The 24205-nt window shown below is 77.0% G+C and carries 18 protein-coding genes; 6 read left to right on the top strand and 12 right to left on the bottom strand.

What is annotated here, in order from left to right; all coding sequences use genetic code 11:
* Positions 1–472: 472 nt before the first annotated feature.
* The gene (locus ACRYM2_RS17595) at positions 473–1129 is read right to left on the bottom strand and encodes a M15 family metallopeptidase (RefSeq protein WP_432523732.1); all 657 of its coding nucleotides are present in this window, start codon (positions 1127–1129) and stop codon (positions 473–475) included.
* 155 nt (positions 1130–1284) lie between these two features.
* Here ACRYM2_RS17595 and ACRYM2_RS17600 point away from each other — a divergent pair, with 155 nt between their 5' ends.
* Positions 1285–1980, top strand: a complete 696-nt coding sequence (locus tag ACRYM2_RS17600; RefSeq protein ID WP_432523733.1) for a response regulator transcription factor — start codon at positions 1285–1287, stop codon at positions 1978–1980.
* Positions 1973–3073 (top strand): sensor histidine kinase, encoded by a 1101-nt coding sequence (locus ACRYM2_RS17605; protein ID WP_432523734.1) that lies wholly within the window; start codon positions 1973–1975, stop codon positions 3071–3073. The genes ACRYM2_RS17600 and ACRYM2_RS17605 overlap by 8 nt, the downstream gene beginning before the upstream one ends.
* A 24-nt stretch (positions 3074–3097) precedes the next feature.
* Here the strand turns inward: ACRYM2_RS17605 and ACRYM2_RS17610 are convergent, their stop codons facing one another.
* The 5 genes from ACRYM2_RS17610 to thiO form a co-directional block, all read right to left on the bottom strand.
* Positions 3098–4108, bottom strand: a complete 1011-nt coding sequence (locus ACRYM2_RS17610) for an alcohol dehydrogenase catalytic domain-containing protein (protein WP_432523735.1) — start codon at positions 4106–4108, stop codon at positions 3098–3100.
* 125 nt (positions 4109–4233) lie between these two features.
* Positions 4234–5370: a molybdopterin-synthase adenylyltransferase MoeB gene (gene moeB / locus ACRYM2_RS17615; RefSeq protein WP_432523736.1), complete on the bottom strand. Its 1137-nt coding sequence runs from the start codon at positions 5368–5370 to the stop codon at positions 4234–4236.
* Positions 5367–6263, bottom strand: a complete 897-nt coding sequence (locus ACRYM2_RS17620) for a thiazole synthase (RefSeq protein ID WP_432523737.1) — start codon at positions 6261–6263, stop codon at positions 5367–5369. Before ACRYM2_RS17620 ends, moeB begins: the two co-directional genes overlap by 4 nt.
* Positions 6260–6541: a sulfur carrier protein ThiS gene (thiS, locus tag ACRYM2_RS17625; protein WP_432523738.1), complete on the bottom strand. Its 282-nt coding sequence runs from the start codon at positions 6539–6541 to the stop codon at positions 6260–6262. The genes ACRYM2_RS17620 and thiS overlap by 4 nt, the downstream gene beginning before the upstream one ends.
* Positions 6538–7710: a glycine oxidase ThiO gene (gene thiO, locus ACRYM2_RS17630; protein WP_432523739.1), complete on the bottom strand. Its 1173-nt coding sequence runs from the start codon at positions 7708–7710 to the stop codon at positions 6538–6540. The genes thiS and thiO overlap by 4 nt, the downstream gene beginning before the upstream one ends.
* A gap of 178 nt (positions 7711–7888) precedes the next feature.
* Here thiO and thiE point away from each other — a divergent pair, with 178 nt between their 5' ends.
* A complete protein-coding gene (gene thiE, locus ACRYM2_RS17635; protein ID WP_432523749.1) occupies positions 7889–8569 on the top strand; it encodes a thiamine phosphate synthase in 681 nt (226 codons plus the stop codon).
* A 34-nt stretch (positions 8570–8603) separates the two neighbouring features.
* Here the strand turns inward: thiE and ACRYM2_RS17640 are convergent, their stop codons facing one another.
* On the bottom strand, positions 8604–10958 hold the full coding sequence (locus tag ACRYM2_RS17640; RefSeq protein WP_432523740.1) for an ATP-dependent DNA helicase: 2355 nt from the start codon (positions 10956–10958) through the stop codon (positions 8604–8606).
* A 369-nt stretch (positions 10959–11327) separates the two neighbouring features.
* On the opposite strand from ACRYM2_RS17640, the gene ACRYM2_RS17645 reads away from it, so the two are divergent.
* The 3 genes from ACRYM2_RS17645 (at position 11328) to ACRYM2_RS17655 (ending at position 14298) form a co-directional block, all read left to right on the top strand.
* Positions 11328–13010: a hypothetical protein gene (locus ACRYM2_RS17645; protein ID WP_432523741.1), complete on the top strand. Its 1683-nt coding sequence runs from the start codon at positions 11328–11330 to the stop codon at positions 13008–13010.
* A 321-nt stretch (positions 13011–13331) separates the two neighbouring features.
* A complete protein-coding gene (ssb, locus tag ACRYM2_RS17650; RefSeq protein ID WP_432523742.1) occupies positions 13332–13826 on the top strand; it encodes a single-stranded DNA-binding protein in 495 nt (164 codons plus the stop codon).
* 214 nt (positions 13827–14040) lie between these two features.
* Positions 14041–14298, top strand: a complete 258-nt coding sequence (locus ACRYM2_RS17655; protein ID WP_432523743.1) for a hypothetical protein — start codon at positions 14041–14043, stop codon at positions 14296–14298.
* Between the two features lie 20 nt (positions 14299–14318).
* Here ACRYM2_RS17655 and ACRYM2_RS17660 read toward each other — a convergent pair whose 3' ends face one another.
* From ACRYM2_RS17660 to ACRYM2_RS17680, 5 genes are all read right to left on the bottom strand, one after another.
* Positions 14319–15170, bottom strand: coding sequence for a patatin-like phospholipase family protein (locus ACRYM2_RS17660; protein ID WP_432523744.1), 852 nt, complete (start codon positions 15168–15170; stop codon positions 14319–14321).
* Positions 15171–15335: 165 nt separating this feature from the next.
* A complete protein-coding gene (locus tag ACRYM2_RS17665; RefSeq protein ID WP_432523745.1) occupies positions 15336–17783 on the bottom strand; it encodes an AAA family ATPase in 2448 nt (815 codons plus the stop codon).
* Positions 17780–19123 (bottom strand): metallophosphoesterase family protein, encoded by a 1344-nt coding sequence (locus tag ACRYM2_RS17670; RefSeq protein WP_432523746.1) that lies wholly within the window; start codon positions 19121–19123, stop codon positions 17780–17782. Before ACRYM2_RS17670 ends, ACRYM2_RS17665 begins: the two co-directional genes overlap by 4 nt.
* An 85-nt stretch (positions 19124–19208) precedes the next feature.
* Complete coding sequence (locus ACRYM2_RS17675; RefSeq protein WP_432523747.1) at positions 19209–22919, bottom strand: LAGLIDADG family homing endonuclease; 3711 nt, start codon at positions 22917–22919, stop codon at positions 19209–19211.
* Between the two features lie 83 nt (positions 22920–23002).
* The coding region (locus tag ACRYM2_RS17680; protein ID WP_432523748.1) for a hypothetical protein at positions 23003–24205 on the bottom strand (1203 nt) is incomplete at its 5' end.

Here is a 24205-nt window from a genome sequence, read left to right on the forward strand (position 1 = left end):
CCCCCCCCCCCCCCCCCCCCCCCCCCCCCCCCCCCCCCCCCCCCCCCCCCCCCCCCCCCCCCCCCCCCCCCCCCCCCCCCCCCCCCCCCCCCCCCCCCCCCCCCCCAGCACGCCCTCGACCGCCAGGGCGCCCCAGCCGAAGAAGGACTCGTGCCAGGCCAGGTCGTCGGTGTGCACGACCGCCGCGGCCCGGCCGCCGCGGGCGGCGTGCTCGGCGAGCCGGGCCGCCAGGGTCGACTTGCCCGCCGCGCTGCGGCCGTCCACGGCCACCACCGCGGGCCGTCCCCGCGGCGGGCCCGCGGCGGGCCCGCCGCCCGCAGGAGCAGGTCGGCGACCTCCCCCGCGTCGGCGCTCCGCCAGGGACCGGCCACCGGTTCCCCCTCGGGCAGCAGCACGGGCGCGACCTCGTCCACGCCGGCCAGTCTGCGCGCCGGCCGCCCGGGACCGCCAGGCGCGCGGGACCCGCGCGGCCTCACCGCTGCATCCGCGGGTCGTGGGCGGGGTCGGCGTAGGCCGGGGGGCAACCCTCCTCGACGGCCCGCGGGCGCAGCTCGAAGTGCCAGGGCTCGTTGCGGTAGACCCGGCACACCCCGTAGCGGGCGCCGTGCTCGGCCAGCCACGCCGCGGCGGCGGCGGGCCCGACGTCGACCGCGTCCCCGCTCACGTGCGCGGACGTGTCCGCGGTGGCGACCCAGCGGGCGGCCTCCTCGTGCGAGCCGTGGCGGGCGACCGCCTCGGCGAGCAGCTGCTCCTGGTACCGGCGCGAGCGCCACCCGCTGTTGACGACGAGAGCGGTGCCGTCGTCGGCGGCGTCCGCGGCGGCCCGGCGCAGCGCCTGCAGCAGCGCGGGGTCGAGGTCCGCCACCCCGGGGTACCGGTCGTCGAACGCGCTGACGCCGTCGGGCAGCAGCCCGTCGGCCTCGGTGACGGGCTCCCCGGGCTGCCCGGACTGCCCCGGCAGCCCGGGCCCGGCACCCGCACCGGCGAGGTCGCCGCGGGAGGTCGCGCCGTCCACGCGCGCCGGGGACGGGCCGGGCGGGTGGGTGAGGGCGGCGAGCACGAGCAGGAGGGGGACCAGGCAGCGGGCGAGGAACCGCAGGAGCCCGCGGCCCCCCGCGCGTCCTCCCACCGGTCCCGCCCCTGCCGGTCCTCCCCCACCCGGTCGTGGCGTCGTGGTCCGCAGCGCGTCGCCCCTCATGCCTGCAGTCGACGCGGCCTCGTGTTGCCTGCGCGTACCGGTTTCCGCATACGCCGACGACATGCGCCGCGCGTAGCATGAACGCCGTGCGCGTGCTGGTCGTCGAGGACGAGCCCCTCATGGCCGAGGCCATCCGCGACGGGTTGCGCCTGGCGGCGATCGCAGCGGACGTCGCCGGCGACGGGCACGCGGCCCTGGAACTGCTGAGCGTCAACTCCTACGACGTCGCCGTCCTCGACCGCGACGTCCCGGGCCCCTCCGGTGACGAGATCGCCGAGGGCATCGTCGCCTCCGGCAGCGGCACGCCCATCCTCATGCTCACCGCCGCCGACCGGCTCGACGACAAGGCGTCCGGGTTCGGGCTCGGCGCCGACGACTACCTCACCAAGCCGTTCGAGCTGCGGGAACTCGTGCTCAGGCTCAGGGCGCTGGACCGCAGGCGCGCCCACGTCAGACCGCCGGTGCGGGAGATCGCCGGGCTGCGGCTGGACCCGTTCCGCCGCGAGGTGCACCGCGACGGCCGCCACGTCCCGCTGACCCGCAAGCAGTTCGCCGTCCTGGAGGTCCTCGTCACCGCCGACGGCGGGGTCGTCAGCGCCGAGGATCTGCTGGAGAGGGCGTGGGACGAGAACGCCGACCCGTTCACCAACGCCGTGCGCATCACCGTCTCGGCCCTGCGCAAGCGGCTCGGTGAACCCTGGGTCATCGCCACGGTGCCCGGCGTCGGCTACCGCATCGACGCGGGGCCGCGGGCCGCGGGCCGGGAAGGCGAGCGTGCGTAGGGCCCCTGGCCCGAGCGTCCACCTGAGGCTCACCCTCAGCTACGCCGGTTTCCTCGTGGTCGCCGGCACCCTGCTGCTCGCGGTCGTGCGGGTGTTCCTGCTGCGGTACGTGCCCGACGGCGTGCTCGGCACCACCGACCCGACCGGTCGCCGCCCCTCCCTCTTCGTCCCCAACCGCTCCGACCTCGTGCGCGCCTTCGCCCCGCGTGCGGCGGTGGCGATGGGTCTCCTGCTGGTCCTCGGCCTCGTGGGCGGGTGGTTCCTGGCCGGCCGGATGCTCGCCCCCCTCAACCGCATCACGGCCGCCACCCGCACGGCCGCGACCGGGTCGCTCTCGCACCGGATCCGGCTGCCGGGGCGCCAAGACGAGTTCCGCGAGCTCGCCGACGCCTTCGACACCATGCTCGCCCGGCTGGAGGCGCACGTCGACCAGCAACGCAGGTTCGCGGCCAACGCCTCCCACGAGCTGCGGACCCCCCTGGCGATCACGCAGACCCTCCTCGAGGTGGCCCGCACCGATCCGCTCCGCGACACCGGCGAACTCCTCGAACGGCTGCGCCGCGTCAACGCCCGGGCGATCGACCTCACCGAGGCGCTGCTGCTGCTCAGCCGCGCCGACGGGCGCTCCTCCACCCGCGAGCGCGTCGACCTGTCCCTGCTGGCGGAGGAGGCCGCCGAGGTCCTGCTGCCGCTGGCCGAGGAGCGCGGCGTCGACGTCCAGGTCCACGGCGGGGTCGCCGAGACCACCGGCTCGCGCGCGCTGCTGCTGCAGCTGACCACGAACCTGCTGCACAACGCCGTCGTCCACAACCTGCCCGAGCGCGGCACCGTCCGGATCACCACCGGCGTCCGCCCCGGGAGCGCGGTGCTCACGGTGGAGAACACCGGCGGTCACCTGGCGCCGGAGTCGACGCCCAGGCTCACCGAACCGTTCCAGCGCGGTCCCGGGCGCCTGCGCAGCGACCACGGGGGCGTCGGTCTCGGCCTGGCGATCGTCAAGAGCATCACCGAGGCGCACGAGGGCACCCTCGACCTCCTCCCGCGGTCCGGCGGCGGCCTGCGGGTCGTGGTGGAGCTGCCCGCCGCCCGGTGAGCACCGCGCGTGCCGCGACCGCGCTCACGGCACGAGCACCGCGCGGCCGGTGACCTCCCCGCGGGCCAGCGCGCCCAGGACGTCGTCGACCGCCTCCAGCGGCTCGGTGCGGTCGACGACGCTGCGCACCACCCCGCGCGCCACGAGGTCCAGCCCCTGCTCCAGCTCGGCGAGGGTGCTGGAGACGGACGTCAGGATGCGCTGCTCGGGGACGACCAGCCGCACCGGGTCCAGCTCGATGCGCTCGGCGGAGTAGCCGACGTAGACCAGCGCACCTCCCGGAGCCAGCGCCGCCAGGGCCTGCCGGCCGCTGTCGGCGGTGCCGACGAGCTCGACGACGCAGTCGGCGCCGCCGGTCAGGCGCTGCACCTGCGCGCCGACGTCGCCGTCGGCGGGGTCGATCGTCCACTCGGCGCCGAGCTCGCGGGCCAGTTCCCGGCGGCGCGGCGATCGGGCCACGGCGACCACCCGTGCGCCGCGGTGGCGCAGCACCTGCACCAGCGCCGAGCCCACCCCGCCGGCGCCGTACACGACGGCGACGTCGTCGGCGCCCGCACCGGCGACCGCCGCGGCGTGCAGGGCGGTGGTGACGCTGCACGCCACGGGTGCGGCCTGCACGAACGCCAGGGCCTCGGGGATCCGCGCCAGGCTGCGGGCGGGCACGGCGACGAACTCGGCGAAACCCCCGTCGGAGGCGAAGGCGAGCATCCCCCGCGGTGCGGCGCAGAGGTTCTCCCGGCCGCGGCGGCACTGCCGGCAGTCCCCGCAGCTGTGCAGGTAGTGCACGGCGACCCGGTCCCCGGGTTCCCACGCGGTGACGGCGCCGCCGACCGCCTCGACGGTCCCGGCGACCTCGTGTCCCAGGGTGATCGGGGTGCGGGCCGGGGTCAGCAGACCGTCGGTGAAGTGCAGCTCGGTCGCGCACACGCCGGCGGCGCGCACGCGGACGAGGACCTCGTCGGGGCCGGGTTCGGGACGGGGGACCTCCTGCACCTGCAGGGGGCGACCGGGTCCGGTGAAGCGGGCAGCGCGCACGGTTGTCTCCTCTGACGGCCGGGAGCTCCCGGCGGCGGGCGGAACGGACCGGCCCCGCGGCAGGTCGCCGGGGGTTCGGGGCACGGGTTCGTGGTGCGGGGTCCCGGGTGGGGCTCCGGGGGGCCTCAGGTGCCGAGCGCGTCCCAGGCGGTGATGCCGCCGCGCAGGTGCACGACGTCGGCGCGGCCCGCGGCGCGCAGCGCGCGCAGGGCCCGGGCCGAGCGGGTGCCACCGGCGCAGTGCAGCACCAGCGGCCGGTCCGCCGCGAGGCGGGCGGGGTCGGCGAGCAGCTCCCCCAGCGGCACCAGCACCGACCCCGGGATGGCGTGCGCGGCGTGCTCGCCGGGTTCGCGCACGTCCACGAGGACGAAGTCCCGGTGGCCCGCCCGCCGTTCGCGCAACCGGTGGGCGAGTTCCGCGGCGTCCACCTCGGGCAGGTCGTCGGAGGGTTCCCGGTCGGCGGCGCCCGCGACGGGCAGCAGTGCGGCGACGGGCGCGCGGTGCGGGTCCGGTGCCAGGCGCAGCGACCGCCACGTCATCGCGAGCGCGTCGTGCACCAGCACCCGGCCGAGCAGGCTCTGCCCGGCGCCGGTGACGAGCTTGACGGCCTCGGTGGCCATCGCCGAGCCCACCGCCGCGCACACCGCACCCAGCACCCCCGCCTCGCCGCAGGAGGGCACGGTGCCGGGTTCCGGCGGCGCGGGGAACAGGTCCCGGTAGGTGGGCCCGTGCCCGTCCCAGAACACCGCGACCTGTCCCTCGAAGCGCAGCACGGCCCCCCACACCCACGGCGTGCCGGTCAGCACGCACGCGTCGGCGACGAGGTAGCGGGTGCCGAAGTTGTCGGAGCCGTCCACGACGAGGTCGTAGCCGGCGACGAGGTCGAGGGCGTTCTCGGCGCTCAAGCGCTCGCCGTGGCGCACCACGCGCACGAGCGGGTTCGAGCGCGCCACCGCGTCGGCGGCGCTGTCGACCTTGCGCCGCCCGACGTCCGCGGTCCCGTGCACGACCTGCCGGTGCAGGTTCGAGGTGGCCACGACGTCGTCGTCGACGACGCCGATCGTGCCGATCCCGGCGGCGGCCAGGTACAGCAGGGCGGGCGAGCCCAGCCCGCCGGCGCCGACGACGAGGACGCGCGCGGCCTTGAGCCGGCGCTGGCCCTCCTCGCCGATCTCCGGCAGCAGCAGCTGGCGCGCGTAGCGGCGCGACTCCTCGCCGGTCAGCCCGGCCGCGGGTTCGACGAGCGGCGGCAGCGTGCTCACGCGCTCCCCCCGCCCCCGGCACCGTCGCCACCGGGACCGTCGCCGAAGCGCGCCAGCCCCTCCCACGGGGAGGAGGCCTGCGCCAGCGCGCGCTGCGGGATGCGCCCGGCGCGGTGGGCCGCGCGGCCGGCCAGGACCGCGTGGCGCATGGCGGAGCCCATGAGCTCGGGATCGCGCGCCCGGGTGACGGCGGTGGCCAGCAGCACCGCGTCGCAGCCGAGCTCCATGGCGCGCGCCGCGTCGGAGGCGGTGCCGATGCCGGCGTCCAGCACGACGGGCACGCCGGCCCGCTCGGCGATGAGGGCGATGTTGTGCGGGTTGAGGATTCCCAGCCCGGTGCCGATGGGCGCGCCCAGCGGCATCACGGCGGCGCAGCCGGCGCGCTCCAGCCGCAGGGCGAGGGCGGGGTCGTCGTTGGTGTAGGCCAGGACGGTGAAGCCGTCGTCGACGAGCTGCTCGGCCGCCTCCAGCAGTTCCACGGCGTCCGGCAGCAGCGTCTCCTCGTCGGCGACGACCTCCAGCTTCACCCAGTCGGTGCCCAGCGCCTCCCGGCCCAGCCGCGCGGTGAGCAGCGCCTCGCGGGCGGTGCGGCAGCCGGCGGTGTTCGGCAGCACCTGCACGCCGACGCGCTGGAGCACCTCCAGCAGGGAACCGCGCGCCGAGGGGTCGACGCGGCGCAGCGCCACCGTCGTCAGCTCCGTGCCGGAGGCGCGCAGCGCCCGCTCCAGCACCTCGTGGTTGGCCGCACCGCCGGTGCCGGTGATCAGGCGGGAGCGGAAGCTGCGCCCGGCGACGACGAAGGGGTCGTCGAGCCCGGCCGGCGCACCGCCGTCGACCGCACCGCCGTGTACCGCGATGCCCTCGACCGCGGTGCCGGGTTCCAGGACGCTCATCCTCCCGCCACCGCCTGCAGCACCTCGAGGCGGTCGCCCGCCGTGACGGGCGTGCCCGCCCAGCTGCCCGCGGGCAGGACGTCGTCGCCGACCGCGACGGCAGCACCCCGACCGTCGCGCACGCCCGGTGCGAACAGCGCCACCACGTCCGCGACGGTGGATCCCGCCGGGACGTGCAGGGGCGCACCGTTCACCACGACCTGCACCTGCGCGTGCTCCGCCTCCCCGCCCGCGGAGTTCCCGCCCGCGAAGTTCCCGCCCGCAGTTCTCCCGTTCACCGTGCCCCCACTCCCTCGAGGGTCGCGGCGCGCGACCCGAACCTCCCCGGGTCGCAGGCCGCGACCTCGGGGGTGACCGCCTCGCCGGCGGCCAGGGCGGCCACGGCGTCCGCGGTCACCCCGGACAGCAGCACCCCGTTGCGGTGGTGCCCCACCGCCAGCAGCAGGCCGGGCAGCCGCCCGGGACCCACGAGCGGCAGGTTGTCGGCGGACCCGGGCCGGGTGCGCGCCAGCAGCTCCACGAGCTCCAGCTCGCCGACGCCGGGCACGAGCGCCTGCGCATCGCGCAGCAGGTCGTGCACGGCACCCGCCGTGACGGTCTCGTCGAAACCCCGGTCCTCGCTGGTGGCGCCCACCACCAGCTCGCCGTCGGTGCGCGGCACCAGGTACACCTCGCGGTCGCGGACGACCCCGCGCACGGTGCGCTGCAGCAGGTGCCCGCCCTCGGCCATGCGCAGACGCGCCACCTGACCCTTCACCGGCCGCACCGGCGCCCAATCCTGCGCACGCGCCCCCGTGGCCAGGACCACCAGGTCCGCGCGGCGCACGGAACCGTCCTCGAAGCGGGCGCCGGCGGCGCGGTCGCCCTCCACGAGCACCTCGCCGCGGGCGGGCAGGAACTCCACGCCGCGCCGGGCCGCCGCCGCGCTCAGGGCCCGCAGCAGCCGGCGCGGGTCGACCTGGTGGTCGCCGCGCACCAGCGTGCCGCCGGAGACCGCCGGGTCCAGGAAGGGTTCCAGGCGACGGCACTCGCGGCCGGTGAGGGCCTGCACGTCCAGCCCCAGGTCCTGCTGCGCGCGGCGCACGTCCGCCAGGCGCGCGCGGTCCCCGGCGTCCAGGGCGACCACGAGGGTTCCGCAGTCGCGGTACCCGGTGGGGGCGTCGGCGGCGGCGGACACCTCGGCGGCGTAGCGGGCGAAACCCGACGCGGCCAGCAGGCACACCCGCAGCAGTTCCTCCTCGCCGTGGTGCAGCTCGCTGACCGGTGCCAGCATCCCCGCGGCCGCGCGCGAGGAGCCGCCGCCGGGGTCGGGGTCGGCCAGCACGACGCGGTGACCGCGTTCGGCCAACCGCCACGCGCACGCCGTGCCCACGACACCGCCGCCCAGCACGAGGACGTCCCCCCGCACCGCGCCGCGCGCGGCCGGGGAGTTCCCGAGGGGAACCACCCAGCACTCCCTTCGCCGGCATGACCCGGAGCAGGTTCGACGGTCGGCGAGTGCGCTCGCCCTCTCAGCCCGCGATCCCGGGCTCCCGTGGTGCGGCCACCATACCCCCACCGGTGGCAGACTCCGCCAGGTGCCGAACCCCGCCCCCGGAACCACCGCCGGAACCACCGCCGGACCCATCGCCCACCCGGCGCCCGACCCCGTTCCCGCGGGGGACCCCCGCACGGCGCTGCGCGCCGCCCGCCTGTACCTGTGCACCGGCGCCCGCCGGCGCGAGGGCGACCTGGAGCTCTTCCTCGACACCGTGCTCGCCGCGGGCGTGGACGTCGTCCAGCTGCGCGAGAAGGGCCTGGAGGCCGCCGAGGAACTCGAACTGCTGGAGGTCTTCGCCGCCGCGGCGCGCCGCCACGACCGCCTGCTGGCCGTCAACGACCGCGCCGACGTGGCCGCCGCGGCCGGCGCCGACGTGCTGCACCTGGGGCAGCGGGACCTGCCGCCCGCCGCGGCCCGCCGCCTCGTCGGCGCCGGTCCGCTGATCGGCCGCTCCACGCACTCGGCGGCGCAGTTCGACGCGGCGGTGGCCGACCCCGCGGTGGACTACGCCTGCGTCGGCCCGACGTGGGCGACCCCGACCAAACCCGGCCGCGCGGCCACCGGCGTGGACCTCGTGCGGCACGCCGCGGCGAGCGCGGGGACGAGGCCGTGGTTCGCGATCGGCGGGATCGACCTGTCCACCGTGGACGAGGTCGTGGCCGCCGGCGCGCGCCGCGTCGTCGTCGTGCGTGCGATCACCGAGGCCGACGACCCGGCCGCCGCGACCCGCGAGCTGCTGCGCCGGTTGCCGCCGCCCGGGCGCTGAGCCCGGCCGCCGGGGTTCCGGGCGCCGGGCGCGGTCAGGGACCGGGAGGGCTCGCCCTGGTCCGGCGGGCCAGCGCGCGCGTGGTGGCGCGGCGGGGAGCGGCCCGGCGGGCGACGGGGGGTTCCGCCGCCGCGGCGCCGCGCCGGGCCGCCGACCCCGCGCCCGGTTGCGGACCGGCCCCCGGCGCCGCGGCAGCCGCCTCGGCCCGACGGGAGTCCCCGCCGACGGCGGCGGCGGGCGCTCCCCCGGTCAGGCGGGTCAGCGCGGCGGTCACCACGTCGCGCTCGCCGAACAGGCGCATGCCCTCGGGCAGGGAGGCGATCAGCGTGCGCCCGTAACCCCTGGTGCGCAGGCGCGGGTCGAGGACGGCGACGACTCCGCGGTCGGTGCCGGTGCGCACCAGCCGGCCCGCGCCCTGGGCGAGCATGACGGCGGCGGCTGCCACGTGGACCTCGTGGAACCCGTCGCGGCCCTCGGCGTCGGCGGCCTCGCGGCGCGCGGACAGCAGCGGGTCGTCCGCGGGCGCGAAGGGCACCTTGTCGATGACCACGCAGGACAGGCTGGGGCCCGGCACGTTGACGCCGTGCCAGAAACCCGTCGTGGCGCACAGCGTGGACTCCTCCACCTCGGTGAACCGCGCGACGAGCTGCGCCGCCGGCGCCTCCCCCTGCGCCAGCACCGGTGTGCGGACGGTGGCGCGCAGGTGCGCGGCGGCCTCGCGGGCCGCCCTGGTGGTGGTGAACAGCGCCAGGGTGCGCCCGCCGGCGGCGCGCACCAGGGCCTCGACCTCCCCCAGGACGGCGGCGGTGTGCCCGGCGCGGTCCCTGCCCGGGTCGGGGAAGGTGCTGGGCGGGACGTAGAGGACCGCCTGCCGCTCGTGGTCGAAGGGCGTGCCCACGTCGACGACGTCGAAGCCGCGCGGCTCGGCCGGCGCCCGCCCGGGGAGCACCAGCGGCTCCGCGAACCCCAGGGCGCGGAGCGCGGGCTCGAAGGAACCGCCGACGGCGATGGTGGCGGAGGTCGCCACGAGGGTCCGCTCCCCCAGCGCGGCCATCAGCTGCGGGCCCACGCGCAGGGGCGCCACCCGCAGCCGCGGCGGGCGGCCGTCGTCGGCCTGCAGCCAGCGCACGTGCCGGCCGGCGTCGGCGTGCAGGACCGCGAGGAGCGCCGCGGCGGCCTCGGCGACCTGCTGCGCGGCGCCCCGGCGCCCGGCGGCCGCCCGCGAGGCGGCGCCGGGGCCGTGCGCGGCGCCCTCGAGGGCGGGGGCGATCCGCGCGAGGCGGTCGGCGATCGCGACCAGCAGGTCCGCCACGTCCGGCGGCAGCTGCGGCAGCCGCCCGGGGCCCACGGCGGCCAGCGCCCCGGACAGGGCCTCCAGGTCGGCGGCCGCCTGCTCGGCCTGCGCGCGGGCGTCGTCGCCGTCCGGCCCGCGCGGCAGCCGGTGCGCGGCGAGGGCGAGCGTGCGCCCCAGGGCCGCCGGGGCGACCTCCTGCCCCCAGGCCGAGGACAGGTGCGCCTCCAGCTCGTGCACCTCGTCGGCGACCAGGACCTCGTGCTCGCCCAGCAGCGGCTGCGGCCGGAGCAGGTCGTGGGCGAGCTGGGCGTGGTTGGTGACCACGACGTCCGCCTCGCGGGCGGTGGCGCGGGCCTTCTCGGCGAAGCACTCCCGCCCGAACGGGCAGGTGGCGGCGCCCGGGCACCCGGCGGAGCCGGTGGAGACCTGCGCCCAGACGCGGTCGGTGGTGGGCGGGGCCTGCGAGCGGTCGCCGCTGGTGGTGGTCCGCGACCACCGCAGCAGCGCCTCGAGAGCGGCGAGGTCGGCGCCGGAGGGCCTGCGCGCGGCCGGGTCCTCCCGCTGCGCGCCCGGGTCCTGCCCGTCCTCGCCCCCCGGCGCCTCCCCGGTGCCCGCCGAGGTCAGCGCGTCGATGCGGGCGAGGCAGGCGTAGTTGCTGCGCCCCTTGAGCAGCGCGTGGGTGAAGGTGCGCCCGCCCACGCGCGGCAGCAGCCGGGCCAGCAGCGGCAGGTCCTCGGTGACGACCTGCTCCGAGAGCTGCTTGGTCGCGGTGGACACCACCGCGCGCCCGTCGCGGGCCAGGACCGGCACGAGGTACCCCAGCGTCTTGCCGGTGCCCGTGCCGGCCTGGGCCAGCAGGTGCCGGCGCTGCGCGAGGGCGTGCTCGACGGCGGCGGCCAGGCGCTCCTGCTGCGGGCGCGTCTCACCGCCGGAGCGCTCGGCGACGAGCGCGCGCAGCAGCGCGGTCGCACCGGCCGGGGCCGGCGCACCGGCACCCGCACCGGCACCGGGACCCGCGGCGCAGCCGTCACCGCTGCCCGCCGCGCAGGTGCTGTGCGGGGGTGCCTGCCGGGTGCAGGTGCAGGACGCGCTCACTCAGGTCTCCCACGGGCCGGGTGCTCGACGTCAGGTGTACGCCACACCTGCGACACGACACCGGCGGCGCGCCCGTGGACCGGTCAGCGGGCCGGTCAGCGGGCCGCCGGGAGGGGTTCGTGTCGGTGCCCGGGTGCACCCTGGAGAGGTCCCGGTGCAGCAGCGGCCGCGCCCCGTGCGCGCGGAACCGGCGCACCGGCTCGTGTCGGACCCGAGCGGCACACTGGCGTTCGGCACCACAGCGGCTCGCACCGGTCGCAGCACCACCGGCGCGGGCACCACCTGACAGGTCATTGCGGAAACAGGACATCGAAGGCACCGCCGCCGGTCACCCGGTGCAGCGGGTCGCAGAACGAGGAGTTGGGCAGGATGGCCAAGCCGTTCGTCTCCCACGACGGGGTTGACGCGCAGGGCGTGCGCGCCGAGGTGTGGGTGCAGGTGGGCACCGGCACCGTCACGAAGATCGAGAACAAGGACGACGACGTCAAGCGCAACGTCATGGTCGTCATCAAGAGCGACAACAGCAGGGTCAGCCGACCGGTCACGGCCTGGCTGGCCAAGAGCGACCCGACCTACCCGGCCGTGCTCGCCGCGCACGAGTCCGGCCGGGAGATCCAGTACCGGGTGGAGTCCCAGCGCAAGCCCACCGTCGACCGCACCACCCCGATCGCGGAGCTGCGCGTGGACATGGCCACCGCCGGCGCCAACACGGTGAGCATCTTCGCGGGCATCGACGGGCAGCTCAGCTCCGAGGCGGTCACCGACCCGGCCGAGGACCCGAACCCCGGCGGCCGCCTGCGCGCCGCTGCAGGCGCTCCGCCCCGGGACGGCTCGCACGGGCAGGTGCCCGCCACCGCTCCCGCCGCCTCCGCGGAGGCGGCGCTGACGGCCCTGGCCACCGCCCGCCAGGCGGGTCTGCCCGTCGGTGTCGTGGACGCCGCCGCGGCCCTGGCCCTGGCCGCGGGCGCCAGCGCCAAGCAGGTCGCCGAGGCCGGGTTCGTCGGGCAGTCGGGCACCCCGCGCGGCGAGCGCCGCCGCGCCTTCGCCCACGAGGCGGCGCCGCACGTGGCGCTGAACTCCGACCAGCGCGTCAACCTCGGCTCCTACGCGGTGCAGGCCGCCTTCAGCGCCGAGAAGGTCGCCTACGACATCCTCGCCGAGGTCGAGCAGCGCGCCGTCGAGGCGCACGACGCGGCCGTGGAGGCCGGGGAGCTGCAGGAGGACCTGCGGCGGGTTCCGGCCGCGGTCAGCCTCGCCCAGGCCGCCGGCCTGGCCGGGGTGCTGCTGGAGCTGGCCGACCGGGTGCAGGTCGGCGCGTACGGCGGCGGGCGCCCGGACCGGATGGCCAACAGCCACACCCGTGCCCGCTCGCTGGTCTACGACGCCGTCCGCACCCGCCACCCGGTGCCCTTCGGCGTCGAGGTCGCCGAGCGCGAGGCGTGGATGCAGGCCGTCGTCGCCGAGGGCGTCGAGCGCTTCCGCACCCTCGCGGCGATCTCGCAGCAGGTGGCCGAGGTCCCGCTCGCCGTCCACGAGGGCGGGGACCACGACGGCGGGAACCACGACGGCGACCACGACGGCGGCGGGGACGGCGGCGGGGACGGCGGGGCCCAGGCGCTCCCCCGGACCGGCCCGCAGGGCCCGGCCGCCGACGCGCACGGTGCCCGCGGTCCCGTCGCCCCCACCCAGCAGGCCATGCAGCGCTTCCGCGACCTGGCGGTGGCCGCCGGGTTCCCGGCGACCCCCGACAGCCCGGCGCTGCTGTTCCTGCGCGCGAAGTTCGGCGTCGGTGCGGTGCGCCAGGTGGACGGCGAGGTGCTGGAGAGCCTGCTGACCTGGTTCGAGGGCCAGCGCCAGCCGGGTGAGGCGTTCCGCTCCTACGTCCAGTCGACGCTGGCCGCCCAGCGGGGCGCCGGCCAGGAGCACGGCCGGTCGGGTGCCGAGCAGCGGGCCGGGACCGCGCAGGAGGCGCCCACCGCGCCCGGCGGTGGGACACAGCCGGGGAAGCCTGGTGGGGGCGCAGCAGCACCCGCGCCGGCCGACGCCGCCTGAGGTCACGAGGTCGCGTCCCGGCGCGTTCCGCTGCACCCGCAGCCGGGCGCGCCGGGAGGGTTCCCGCGCCGGGGTTCCGCCCGGCGCGGGAACCGGCTGCGGAACCGTCGACCCGCTGCGGTGCAGGGCTCCACGGTTTCGCCGCGGCGGCGGGCGGCGGGTTTCCCGCGTCCCACCGCCTCCACCACCGCCTCCGTCACGGCGGGGGTTCGGTGTCGGACCCTCCCCCTACAGTGCACCCGTCGCCCCCGCCAGGGGCGACGTCCCACGAGGTCGCGAACGCAACGCGAGAAGATACGGAAGAGAGCGACAACCATGGGCGTGCCCATCACCATCGTCGGCAACATCACCAACGACCCCGAGCTGCGCTTCACCCCCAGCGGTGCGGCCGTGGCGAACTTCAGCGTCGCGGTCGACGAGCGCCGCCGCAACGCGCAGACCCAGGAGTGGGAGGACGCGGGGACGTCCTACTACCGCGTGGAGGCGTGGCGCTCGCTGGCCGAGAACGTCGCCCACTCCCTGCGTCGGGGCACGGCGGTCGTGGTCACCGGGGAGCAGACCATCGAGGTCTACGAGCGCAAGGACGGCGGCACCGGCACCTCGGTCCGCGTCCGCGCCCAGAGCGTCGGCCCCGACCTGCGCTACGCCACCGCCGCCGTCACCCGCACCAGCCGCCAGGGCGGCGGCTGGAACGCGCCGAGCGGGGAGGGCCCCCGCGCCCCGCAGACCCCTCCGGCCGCCGACCATCTCGTCGGTGCGGGCGTCGAGGACCCGTGGAGCGCCGGGACCGGCCGGCTGGAGAACCCTCCGTTCTGAGGATCCTCCAGCTGGGCAGGTGACCGCTGCGGCGGGACGACCGGTGGGCGGTCGAGCGCTTCGGCACTCGGCCGCCCGCCGGCCGTCGCACCGGCCCGCTCGTCGCACCGGCCCCGGCCGACGTCCGTACCCAGACCGCTCTCGTCGAGCGCGGGACCGGTGCCCGCCGGGACGCCACGCGCGACGCGGGGTGGGTGCACGGCAGACTGGCGCCATGAGCGAGCACACCGAACTGCGCATGCGCGTCGGCCGCGAGACCGGGCACACCCTGCACCTGCGCCGCGGCGACGAGCCCTCCGACCTCGACGACTTCCTCGGCTCGGTCGCGACCCCGGAACTGGCGGCCAAGATCGCTGAGGCGTGGAACGCCTACTGGCCCGAACCCGACCCCGCGCAGACCGGGACGGGCCACGTGGAGCAGGTCAAGGCTCGCGCGCTGCAGCGCGCGCAGCAGGACGACCTCGACGGCTGAGGTCCCACCGCTCCAGCACCTCAGCCCCAGAACTCCCGCACCCCGGCGGCGACCGCCGCCGCCTGCGCCCGTCCCGCGGCCGCCGAGGCCGGCGCCGTCGAGGGGTCTAGGGAGTTCCTCCCGCGGGCGGCCACCGAACGGGCGTCGGCCTGGAGCACCAGGGCCCGCCCGCCGGCCTCTTCAATGCTCGCCACCTGCTGCTCCAGCGAGGGGCCCAGCGGGTTCTGCGGGGCGTTGGGCGAGGGCACCACGACCAGCACCCGATCGTGGCCGGCCGCCACGTCGGCGTTCGTCATGGAGCGGGTTCCGCCGTCCATCGCGCGCCGGGAGCCCAGGAGCACCGGCGGCCACACCCCGGGGACCGCGCAACTGGCGGCGACCGCGTCCAGCAGCGGAACACCTGCGGCGGCGTCCAGACGCAGGAATTCCCCGTTGACGGCGTCCACCGCCGTCACCACCAGCCGCGCCCGCGGCCAGGCGGTGGAGGACAGGTGCGCCGACAGCGCAGTGCGCAGCTGCCCGGCCGGGGCGGAGGAGTTCGCCAGCGCCCAGGCGCCCAGCCGGGCCCGGACCTGCTGCGGGGTGCCGCCGGCCGCGGCCGCGCCCCGGGCCGCGATCAGCAGCGCCTCACCGTCCACCGCGGCCACGGGAGCGGCGTCCACCGCGGCGCCGCGCACGGCGGCCGTGCGGGCCAGCGCTGCCTGCACGGCCGCCCCGGCCGGGGTGCCGCTGCGCAGCAGCGCACCCGCGATGGATCCGGCCGACGTCCCGACGACGAGGTCGGCTGCGGCGACGTCGACACCCTGCTCCACCAGTCCCGCCAGCAGCCCGAGCTGCCACGCGGTTCCGGCGGCGCCGCCCCCGCCCAGCACCAGTGCACGTGTCGTCCCGCCCGAGCCCCGCAGCACCGCTCCCCCTCTGGTCCGGGACGCCCGTGCGCCCCACCCCCCGATGCTGCGCCACCGGCCGCCGCGTCCGCCCGGCGCCCCCTGCCCGTCGCCGATCGCGGGATCCGGCGCAGGAGCGCCACCAACCGCTCAGGCGGCGGCGACGGCCGCGTCCTCGACCTCCAGTGCGGCCTCCGAGACGGGCCCGTAGGAGGAGGCCTCCTCGATGCGCGCGCCGTCGACGTCGTCGGGGACGACGTCGAGGACCAGGTCGACCATGTCCGTGGCCTCGGAGGCGTGGTTGATGAGGACAACCTGGCGGCCCGGCAGCTCCCGGATGGCGGCCATCATCGCCGCCCGGCTGGCCACGTCCTGGGACACGAACGGCTCGTCGAGCCAGAACAGGCCGCCGGTGCGCCCGGACCACACGTCCGACAGCGCCACCCGCAGCGCGAGCGCGACCGCGGACTCCTCTCCGCCGGAGAGCCACTGCACCGGCCGCTGGGTGCCGGTGTCGTCGGTGACGACGGGCGTGAACTCCTCGTCGAGCACCACCGAGACGTAGCGACCGCCCGTGATCCGCGAGACCAGGTCGGTAGCGACCTCGGAGACCTCCGGGGCCAGGCGCGCGATGCGGTCGCGGCGGAAGGCCTCCAGCGCGTCGCGCACCGCGCTCTTGCGCTCCAGCTCGGCCACGGTGGCCGCGCGCAGGCGCAACCTGTCCGCCTCGGCGTCGCGCACCCGCTCGGCGCTGCGCACCTGCTCCTCGGCGACGCGGTGGTCGCCCTGGGCGGCGTGCGCGGCCCGGCCGGACTCGCGGGCGGCGACCTGGGCGGTGGCGTGCGCGGTCTGCGCCTGCACCCGCTCCTCCTCCGGGACCCGGGCGGCGGCCTCGGTGGCGGCGGCGGCCGCGGCGGCCGCGGCCGCCTGCTCGGCGGCCTGCGCGCTGCGCTCGGCGCGCGCGAGCGCACCGGTCAGCTCCGCGGCGGCCTCGGCGGCGCTCTCGGCCCGGCGCAGCGCGGTGGCGGTGCGCTGCACCTGCTCGGCCACCTCCTGCTGCGCCTCGACGGCCTCGGCGGCCGCGGCCTGCGCCCGGCGGGCCGCCTGCGCGGCCGCCTGCGCGTCCTGCTCTGCCTGGGCGGCGGCCTGCTGCGCCTGCTCCAGCTCCCGGGCGGCGGCGCGCGCCTGCTCGGCGGCGTGCTCGGCCGCCGTCCGCGCCTGCACCAGCTCGCCGGCCTGGCGGCGCAGGGCCTGCGCCTGGGCGGCGGCCGCGTCGGCCTCGGCCTTGGCCTGCCTGCCCTCGTCCCCGACGCGCTGCTGGGAGCGCACGAGCGTGTCGACGACCGAGTGCACGTCGGGCAGCGCGGACAGGCACGTCGGGCACGTCGGGTCGCTGGCCGCCTGCAGCGTCCGGATCGCCGTCGTCAGGCGCTGGTACTCCCCGCGGAGCGCGCCGGTGCGCTCGATGAGCTCCTCGGCGTGCACCTGCGCGGCCTGCGCCCGCGCCTCCAGGTCCTCCGGGGCGCCGGCGACGCGGGCGGCGGCCTGGGCCGCGCGCTGCCCGGCGGCCTCGGCGGCACCGGCGCGCTGCTGCGCGCGCTCCGCGGCCTGGGCCGCGCGCTGCTGCTCGCGCTGGGCGAGCAGCACCGCCTGCTCGGCGGCCTGGCGCGCCGTGCGGTTGTCGCGCTCGGCGCGCTGGGCCTGCTCGAAGGCCGCCCGCGCGGCGGCGACCTGCTCGGCCCGGCCGCCGCGGGAGGCGGCGCGCAGGCGCTCGACCTCGCGGGCCGCCTGGGCGGCGCGCTCGTCCGCCAGCACCTGCGCGCCGGCCGCCTGCTGGGCGGCGTCGCGGGCGCGCCGGTGCGCCTCGACGCGCTCGGCGACCTGCGCGGCCCCGGCGGCCACGCGCGCCAGCTCCGCCTCGTCGGCCGCCGCCGCGGCGCGCAGCGCCTCGTAGCGCTCCCAGGCGGCGCCCGCGGCCTGCTGGGCGGCCTCCAGGGCCTGCCCCGCGGCCTTCAGCGCCTCCGGCGAGCCGGGCAGCACCTCCAGCGTGCGCCGCACGGTCGTCTCCTCCTCGCGGGCGGCCTTGACCGCCGCGCTCATCCGGTCGATCCCGGCCAGGCGCTCGATGAGGCGCCGCCGCTCGCCGGCGGTGGCCTTCACCAGGGTGTCGAGCTCCTTCTGGCGCGTGACGAAGGCCGCCGTGAACCCCTGGGCGTCCAGGCCGCCGAAGCGCTGGGCGATCCAGGCGTTGGCCACCCGGACCTTGTTCACCGACTGCAGCACCCCGTCGACGCTGATCTGCACGTACGGGGTGTCGTTCCTGCCCTTCAGCCCGCGCTCGACCACCAGGCGCTGCCCGTCGTGCAGCAGCGTGACGACCCCCTTGACCGGGCCGGTGGTGCCCTGCCGGCGCAGCGCCTGGACCGTCACCCCGTCCGGGGTGACGCCGTACAGGACCCACAGCAGGGTGATGAGCAGGCTGGACTTGCCCACGCCGCGGGGACCGTTCAGGGCGGTCACCCCGGAGGGCAGCGGCTGCATGAACGCCGACCCCAGGGAGCGGATGTTCACCGCCTCCAGCGACTCCAGCGTGATCACCAGGGGGTCTCCTCTCCCGTCGTGGCGTCCACCCGGGGCGCCTCCGCCTCCGGCGCCTCCCCGTCCGGTGCGGGCTGCCCGGCCGCCTCGCCGGCGGCCCGCGGGCGCGGCGGCGCGGCGGCCTGGTCCGGGTCGGCGAAGCCGCCGATCTCCACGTCCTGCGAGGCCTCCCGCAGGTGCCGCTCCCCCTCGGCGACGACCACCGGGCGCAGCTGCTCGGCCAGGCCCACCGCACCGGCCCACTCGGGGACCCACCCGCCGTACGCCTTGGGCAGGTCGGCCGAGCCCGCCGTGAGCATCGAGGTGGAGATGCCCTCCACGACGCGCTCGCCGTCGTCCTCGACCACGTCGGGGCGCCGGAAGTCCGGCATCCACACCAGGGCGTCCTTGGTCAGCTTCGCCAGCGCGGGCTGGTCGATGCCCTGGCGCACGCTGGTGGAGCAGTTGAGCACCACCTGGCGCACGATCGCGTCCGCGACCTCGACGCCCGCCAGGTTCTGCCGGATCAGCTCCTCGACCTGCGCACCGCTCAGGCCCCTGGCGTCGATGCGCGGCAGGTCGTGCTGGGCGCGCTGGGCGATGAACTGCGGGGTGACCTGCACGCGGCCGTCGGCGTGGACCTCCACCAGCAGCCAGCCGCGCCCGCCGGCGGGGTCGGAGAACCCGCGCCGCACCAGCGACCCGGCGTACCAGACGCCCGGCAGGATCTCGCCCATGCCGTGGTAGTGGCCCAGCGCCTTCAGCGCGAAGCGGTCGTCGGCCAGCAGGTCCAGCCCGATGGGCACCTCGCCGGGCGAGTCCACGCAGCGGAACACCTCGTGGCCGGGCAGCATCGCCGCGCCGTGCGCGGACAGGACGTTGACGGCCCCGTCCACCGGCTCGGGCAGCAGCCGCTCGGACTGCGCCAGCCCGTAGTGGCTGATCACGTGCAGGACCAGGCCGTCGGCGACCTCGAACACCCGGTACGGCTCGGTGACGTAGTGGATGCCGCGGTCGGGGTCGTTGATGGCCGCGGTGGCCGGCGACTTGCCCCGCTCGGCGGAGGCGTCGTGGTTGCCGGTGTTGCCGTACACCGGGATCCGCGCCTTGGCGAAGCTCTCCATCTGCTGGCGCATCCAGACGATGTCGCCCACCGCGGGGTGCGAGCGGTGGAAGTCGTCACCACCGGCGACGACGAAGTCCACCCCCGCCTCGATCATCGAGCGGGTGACGGCGCGCACCGCCAGCATCCCGTCGCGGGTGCGCATGTTCAGCCCCGACGCCGGGTGCACCCGGCACCGCGCGGCGTACCCCACGTGGGCGTCCGCGTACACGCCGAACCTGACGACCGGCTCGCTCACGCGCTGTGCTCCTCCATCGTGACGATCAACGACGGCCCCACCGTAGGGACCGCCTCGGACACCGCCGCCCGCACGGGTCCGGGGATCAGAACGGCGGGTCGTCGTCGATGCTGCCCAGCCCCCCGCTGAACGCGCCGTCGCCGGTCAGGCCGACGAAGGCGTCGGGGGCGATCCCGCCGGTGGCGGCGTGCTCGCGCACCCGCTCCACCGCCTTCCTCGTGGCCGCCGAGCGCCGCGGCGCGGCGACGCTCGCGCGCGCCGGGCGGGCGGCGACGACCGGCCCGCCGCCGGCCAGGGCGGGCACGCCCGCCAGCACCGGCAGCCCCAGCGCCAGGCGGGCCCGGCTGATCCAGTGGTGGTTGTCGGTGCGGAACTGCTCGAAGTCGGTGTAGGCGGCCAGGAACACCGGCGCCTTGGTAAAGCTCAGCGGCGAGACGGGGCCGGTGACCATGAAGGGGTACACCTTCGGCTTGGTCGAGTCCGGCGGCGAGAACGCCCGGTACAGCTTCAGGTGCTCGGGGTCGTCCATCTGCTCGGCGACCTTGGCCAGGTCCGCGCCGCCCAGGCCGTAGCCCATGATGCGCACGGCCATCTGGTCCCAGCAGTCCGCGTTGATCGAGCGGGGCGACTGGCTGATGAGCGTCCAGCCGATGCCGAACTTGCGGGTGTCGCGGAAGTAGCCGGCCAGGTCCGCCGACAGGGCCTTGACCTCCTCGTCGGTGGCCAGGTGCAGCGGCGGGGCGTAGCGCCACGCCTCGTCGAAGACGACCATCGTGTTCAGCGTCTCGCCGAGGCGGAAGGCGGCCTCGGAGGCCTCCTTCAGCGTGCGGCACGCCTTGCGCAGGATCGCGGCCTTGATGGAGTCCTGGTCCAGCACGCGCAGCGCCTCCAGCGCGCCGGCCTGCTCGGGCCCGGCCAGCAGGCTGGAGACCCACGAGACCTGCCCGGAGGTGGACATGTCCAGCACCAGCAGCGGCGCCGGCGCACCGGCGCGCGCCTGCTTGTCGAAGACGTGCGAGATCGTCCCCCACATCGAGTGCCGCTTGCCGCCGCCGGGGTTGGCGGGGCTGAAGAGGTTGTGCAGCGGCTGGAACTGGCTGAAGACGTCGGCGAAGCGGTCGGCGTCGCCGAGGACCTCGAAGATGGCGTCGCGCAGGCGGTTCTGCCGCGTCTCGTCCACGTAGATCCGCCCCAGGACGGTGAAGTCGCTCAGCGCCTGCAGCAGCTCCCGCAGCAGCGTCGCGGAGTCCTCGGTGTCCCAGCCGGTGCGCTTGCGCAGCACCTTGACCAGCTCGTCGACGAACAGCCCGGCGGTCTCCGGCGCCATCTTGGTGATCTCACCGGTGAGCTTGGTCTTGGCCAGCAGCTCCCCGAACAGCGGCGCGTCCTTCTCCAGGCGCAGGTCCTCGCTGACGCGGCGCACCACGACCTCGCGGCCCAGCTCCGCCGCCCACGCCTGCAGCGAGAACGGGAACCCGGTCTCGGAGGAGAACTGCCCCTGCGGGTCGACCACGATGATGCCCTGGTCGGGGTTGCGCATCTGCCCGGCGAGGAAGTACGTGGAGAACGCCGTGTTGTGCGTGGGGATCATCGTCTCGCCGGCCAGGTAGAGGCGGCTGGGCGAGTCGACGGTGATGCAGCGCACCGGCACCGACGGCACGGGCTGGACGTCCACGACGTAGCGGTGCGACGTGCTGGCGGGGTTGTGCCGCGCGGTGCGGATCTCCTGCAGCGACCGCTTGCGCTCCAGGCGGAAGACGGGGTCCGCGGTGGTGAAGGCGACACGCCACACGGGGCCGTGGTCCACGCCGTCGAGCGTGGCGCGCTTCTCCACGACGGTGGGCCGGTACCCCAGGGAGGCGACCAGCTCGAAGACGTCGTCGATGAGAGCGCGGTTGGTGTTGTCGAAGTGCACCGTCCCCTGCGGTGCGACGGTGCCGTCGGTGTCCAGCAGCCCGGCCAGCAGCGCCCGCCGCTGGCGTTCCGAGGCCCGCAGGTACTCGCGGGGGATGCGCTTGACGGCGCTGCCACCGCTGCGGGGGTACGTCAGCAGCAGCCCGGCGGCGCGCAGCTGGGGCTGCAGGCCGCGGACGCCGTGCTGCAGCGGCTGGGCGTGCCGGGTGGTGATGTAGCCCTCGTCCTCGACGTGCAGCAGCACCTCGGGGTCGGCGGTCGTGATGCTGCCGCCGGAGGACTTGCCGTCACCCAGCCAGGCACCCAGCGTGTAGGGACCGATGGGCAGCGTGCGGTCGGACAGCGCGAGCGGTGCGGCGACGGGGACGGCGTGGTTCGCCTCACCGTTCTCCGTGCGCAGGGTGGCCCGGACCTGCTCGGTGGTGAGGACCCGGCCCACCGGGCGCTTGTGCCGCTGGTCCCCGACGAGCCGGTCGGCGTGGTCGGCGAGCGCCGTCAGCAGAGCGGCCTTGGGGTAGGCGGTCGCCGCGGCGGGCACTCGTCGCACCACGGTGCGCGCCTCGAGGTCGACGGTGAGGGGCACGCGCACGAGCGCGGTCGGCACACCGGTCGCTCGCAGCTTCTCGCGCAGGCTGGCGTTGCGGGTCGGGACGCCGATCAGCCGCGCCACGTCCGGCGCCGTCATCCACTCCGCGGCGTCCTCCGCGGCCTCGCGCAGTCGCGGCGCCAGCGACGGGTTGAACACGGGGCTGCTCGCCCGGCCGGTCTCGGCCATCCCTGCGAGCGCCAGCAGCACCTGCCGGCCGGCGTAGACGGGCAGGGTGCGCGTGCGCCGGTACTGCTGGGCGCTGTAGACGAACCGGCCGTCGCGGGTCTGCACGCCCAGGGGCCCGACGGCCCGGGCGAGGCTCGTCAACGCCGAGCTCCTGGTGTCCAGCCCCGACAGGGCCGCCACCTCGGACAGTGCGACGGTGTCCTGCTCACCGGCCCGGGCGGCCTCGGCGCGCAGCCGTGCGGTGACCTCGGGAGGTAGCAGCGGTCGCCGCTTCCTGCTCCTCTCCAGGCGGCGCGCTGCACCGGCGGAGCGGCGGACGGCGTCGTCCTCGGTGTACCAGAGGTGCTCGCCGTCGGCGACGATCGCGGAGCCGTCGGAGAAGGTGACGCGGTAGCAGTCCCTGCCGGTCATCACCTCGTGCGCCTTGACGACCCGCGTGGGCCGACCGTCCTCGTCGAAGACCGTGTCCCCGTCGCGCAGGTCGCCCATCCGGGTCCAGCCTGAAGGGGTCGGGACGGGGGTGTCGACGTCGAGGGCCTTGCCCGAGCCGGACATGCCGAACACACCGGCGTGGAAAGCGCCTCTGTCGCCGGAGAAGTCGCGGATCGACATGGGGATGCGCACGTCGCTCGTGCCGTGCAGGTGGCCGAGGTGGTGCAGGTCCTCCTCGCCGCTCATGAGCTCGTCGAGGACCTCGTTGGTGACGCGGCGCACGGCGGTGCCGGTGGGCGGGGACATCCGCAGCGACGGGCCGGCCTGCACCCACGGGACACCGGCACCACCGGGACCGGTGCGCTTGTAGCAGGCCTGCAGCTTGATGGCGGCGGCGCGCACGTCGCCGCTGTCGCCGGACATGCCGGGGATGTGGCCCTTGGTCTTGACCACTCCGCGCAGCAGCGGCTGGGAGTGCCACTGGTTGAGGGTGGTGACCTCGGTGACGGTGCCGAGCGCGAGCTCCTCACCGCCGGCGGAGGGCTGGGTGAGCAGCAGCATGGACCCCACGAGGGGTTCGTGGATCGCCGTGTCCAGCAGGTCGAGGGTGACCTCGTAGTTGGAGGAGGGGGTGCCGACGACGGCGACCTGCTCGGCGGTCTCGATCGGGTCCACTCAGCGGCTCCTTCTGCTCGTGCTCGTGCTCGTCGCGTCGTGCTGCTCGTCCCGGTGCCCGTCCCGCTGCTCGCGCGCGGCGGTCACCGGCGCTCCCCGGTGCCCCCGGCGCGCGGCGCGCGCCCACCACCGCCACCGCCACCACCCGCGGTGCGGTAGGAGCGCGCCAGCAGGGTGAGGTAGTCGTCGCTGCCGGGCGGCAGCATCGCGATCATGGACTGGTTGAGGGCCTCGGCGCCCACGGAGACGCTCTTGGCCGCCAGGTCCACCGCGTACTGCGCGAAGGGCTCCTGCAGGTGCGGGCCCGGGGTCTCCGCGGACAGCAGCCCGGCCAGGCGCTGCGCCTCCGCCAGCGCCGTCGACGAGGTGCCGGAGGTGGTGTCCGGCAGGGGTTCGGACACGCGCAGCTCCACCTTCAGCACCGTGTCGCTCGTGGCGGGCTTGACGTAGGTGACCAGCAGCAGCGCCTCCTGCGCGGCCTCGCGCAGCGGCGCGATCGCCCCGTTGAGCCGGCCCGCGGCGCGGTGCACCGCCGCGGAGGCGTCGTCGCGGGCGGTGAAGTGCATCCCGGCGACCTCGTCGGCCGGGCGCGGGCGCAGCATCTCCCCCGGCTGCAGCACCTGGGCGGCCAGGAAGCGGTCCCCGCCGGGCAGGTCCAGGTCGTAGCGGGCGCGGTACAGCTGCGCGAAGGCGTGGGCGGAGTCGGCCTTGGGCAGCGCGACCACCTCCCCGGGGTGGGCGCGCCGGTCGGGGTCGGCCAGCGAGGCCAGCGCCGCGACGACCTCGTCGTCCACCAGCTCCGCGGCGGCGTCGGCGACCGCGCTGGAGCGGGCGGCCAGCGCCGTGGACAGGGCGATGACCGGGGTGCCGTGGGAGCCGTCGAGGATGCGCAGGTCGTGGGAGAGGTCGGCGAGCAGGCGCAGCTCGAGGGCGGCCATGGCCGCCGACAGCAGGCGGTCGTTCTCGGACTCGTGCTCGCGCACGTGCGCCCAGTGGTGCTGGGACAGCTCGTGGCCTCCGGTGCTCGTCATGCCCTCGGCGGCGACCGCGACGGCGACCATGAGGTCGGCGGCGTACAGGTGCTCGCGCACGCTGCCGCCGTCGACGGCGGCGATGCTGTGCCGCGGCACCAGGGCGGCCGCGTGGTGCGGGAAGGGCAGGACCTGCCCCTCGGCCAGCAGGCGCGGGCGCGGCGCGCGGGGCGGGGCGGGGGGCCGCGGCCGCGGGCCGGCCGGCGGCGGCGGGCGGGCCGCGGCCGCGCCCCGGCGCCCGCCCCCCACACCCAA

Origin of the sequence: Kineococcus aridisoli (assembly GCF_050871885.1) — a bacterium.
In the GTDB taxonomy this organism is placed as follows: domain Bacteria; phylum Actinomycetota; class Actinomycetes; order Actinomycetales; family Kineococcaceae; genus Kineococcus.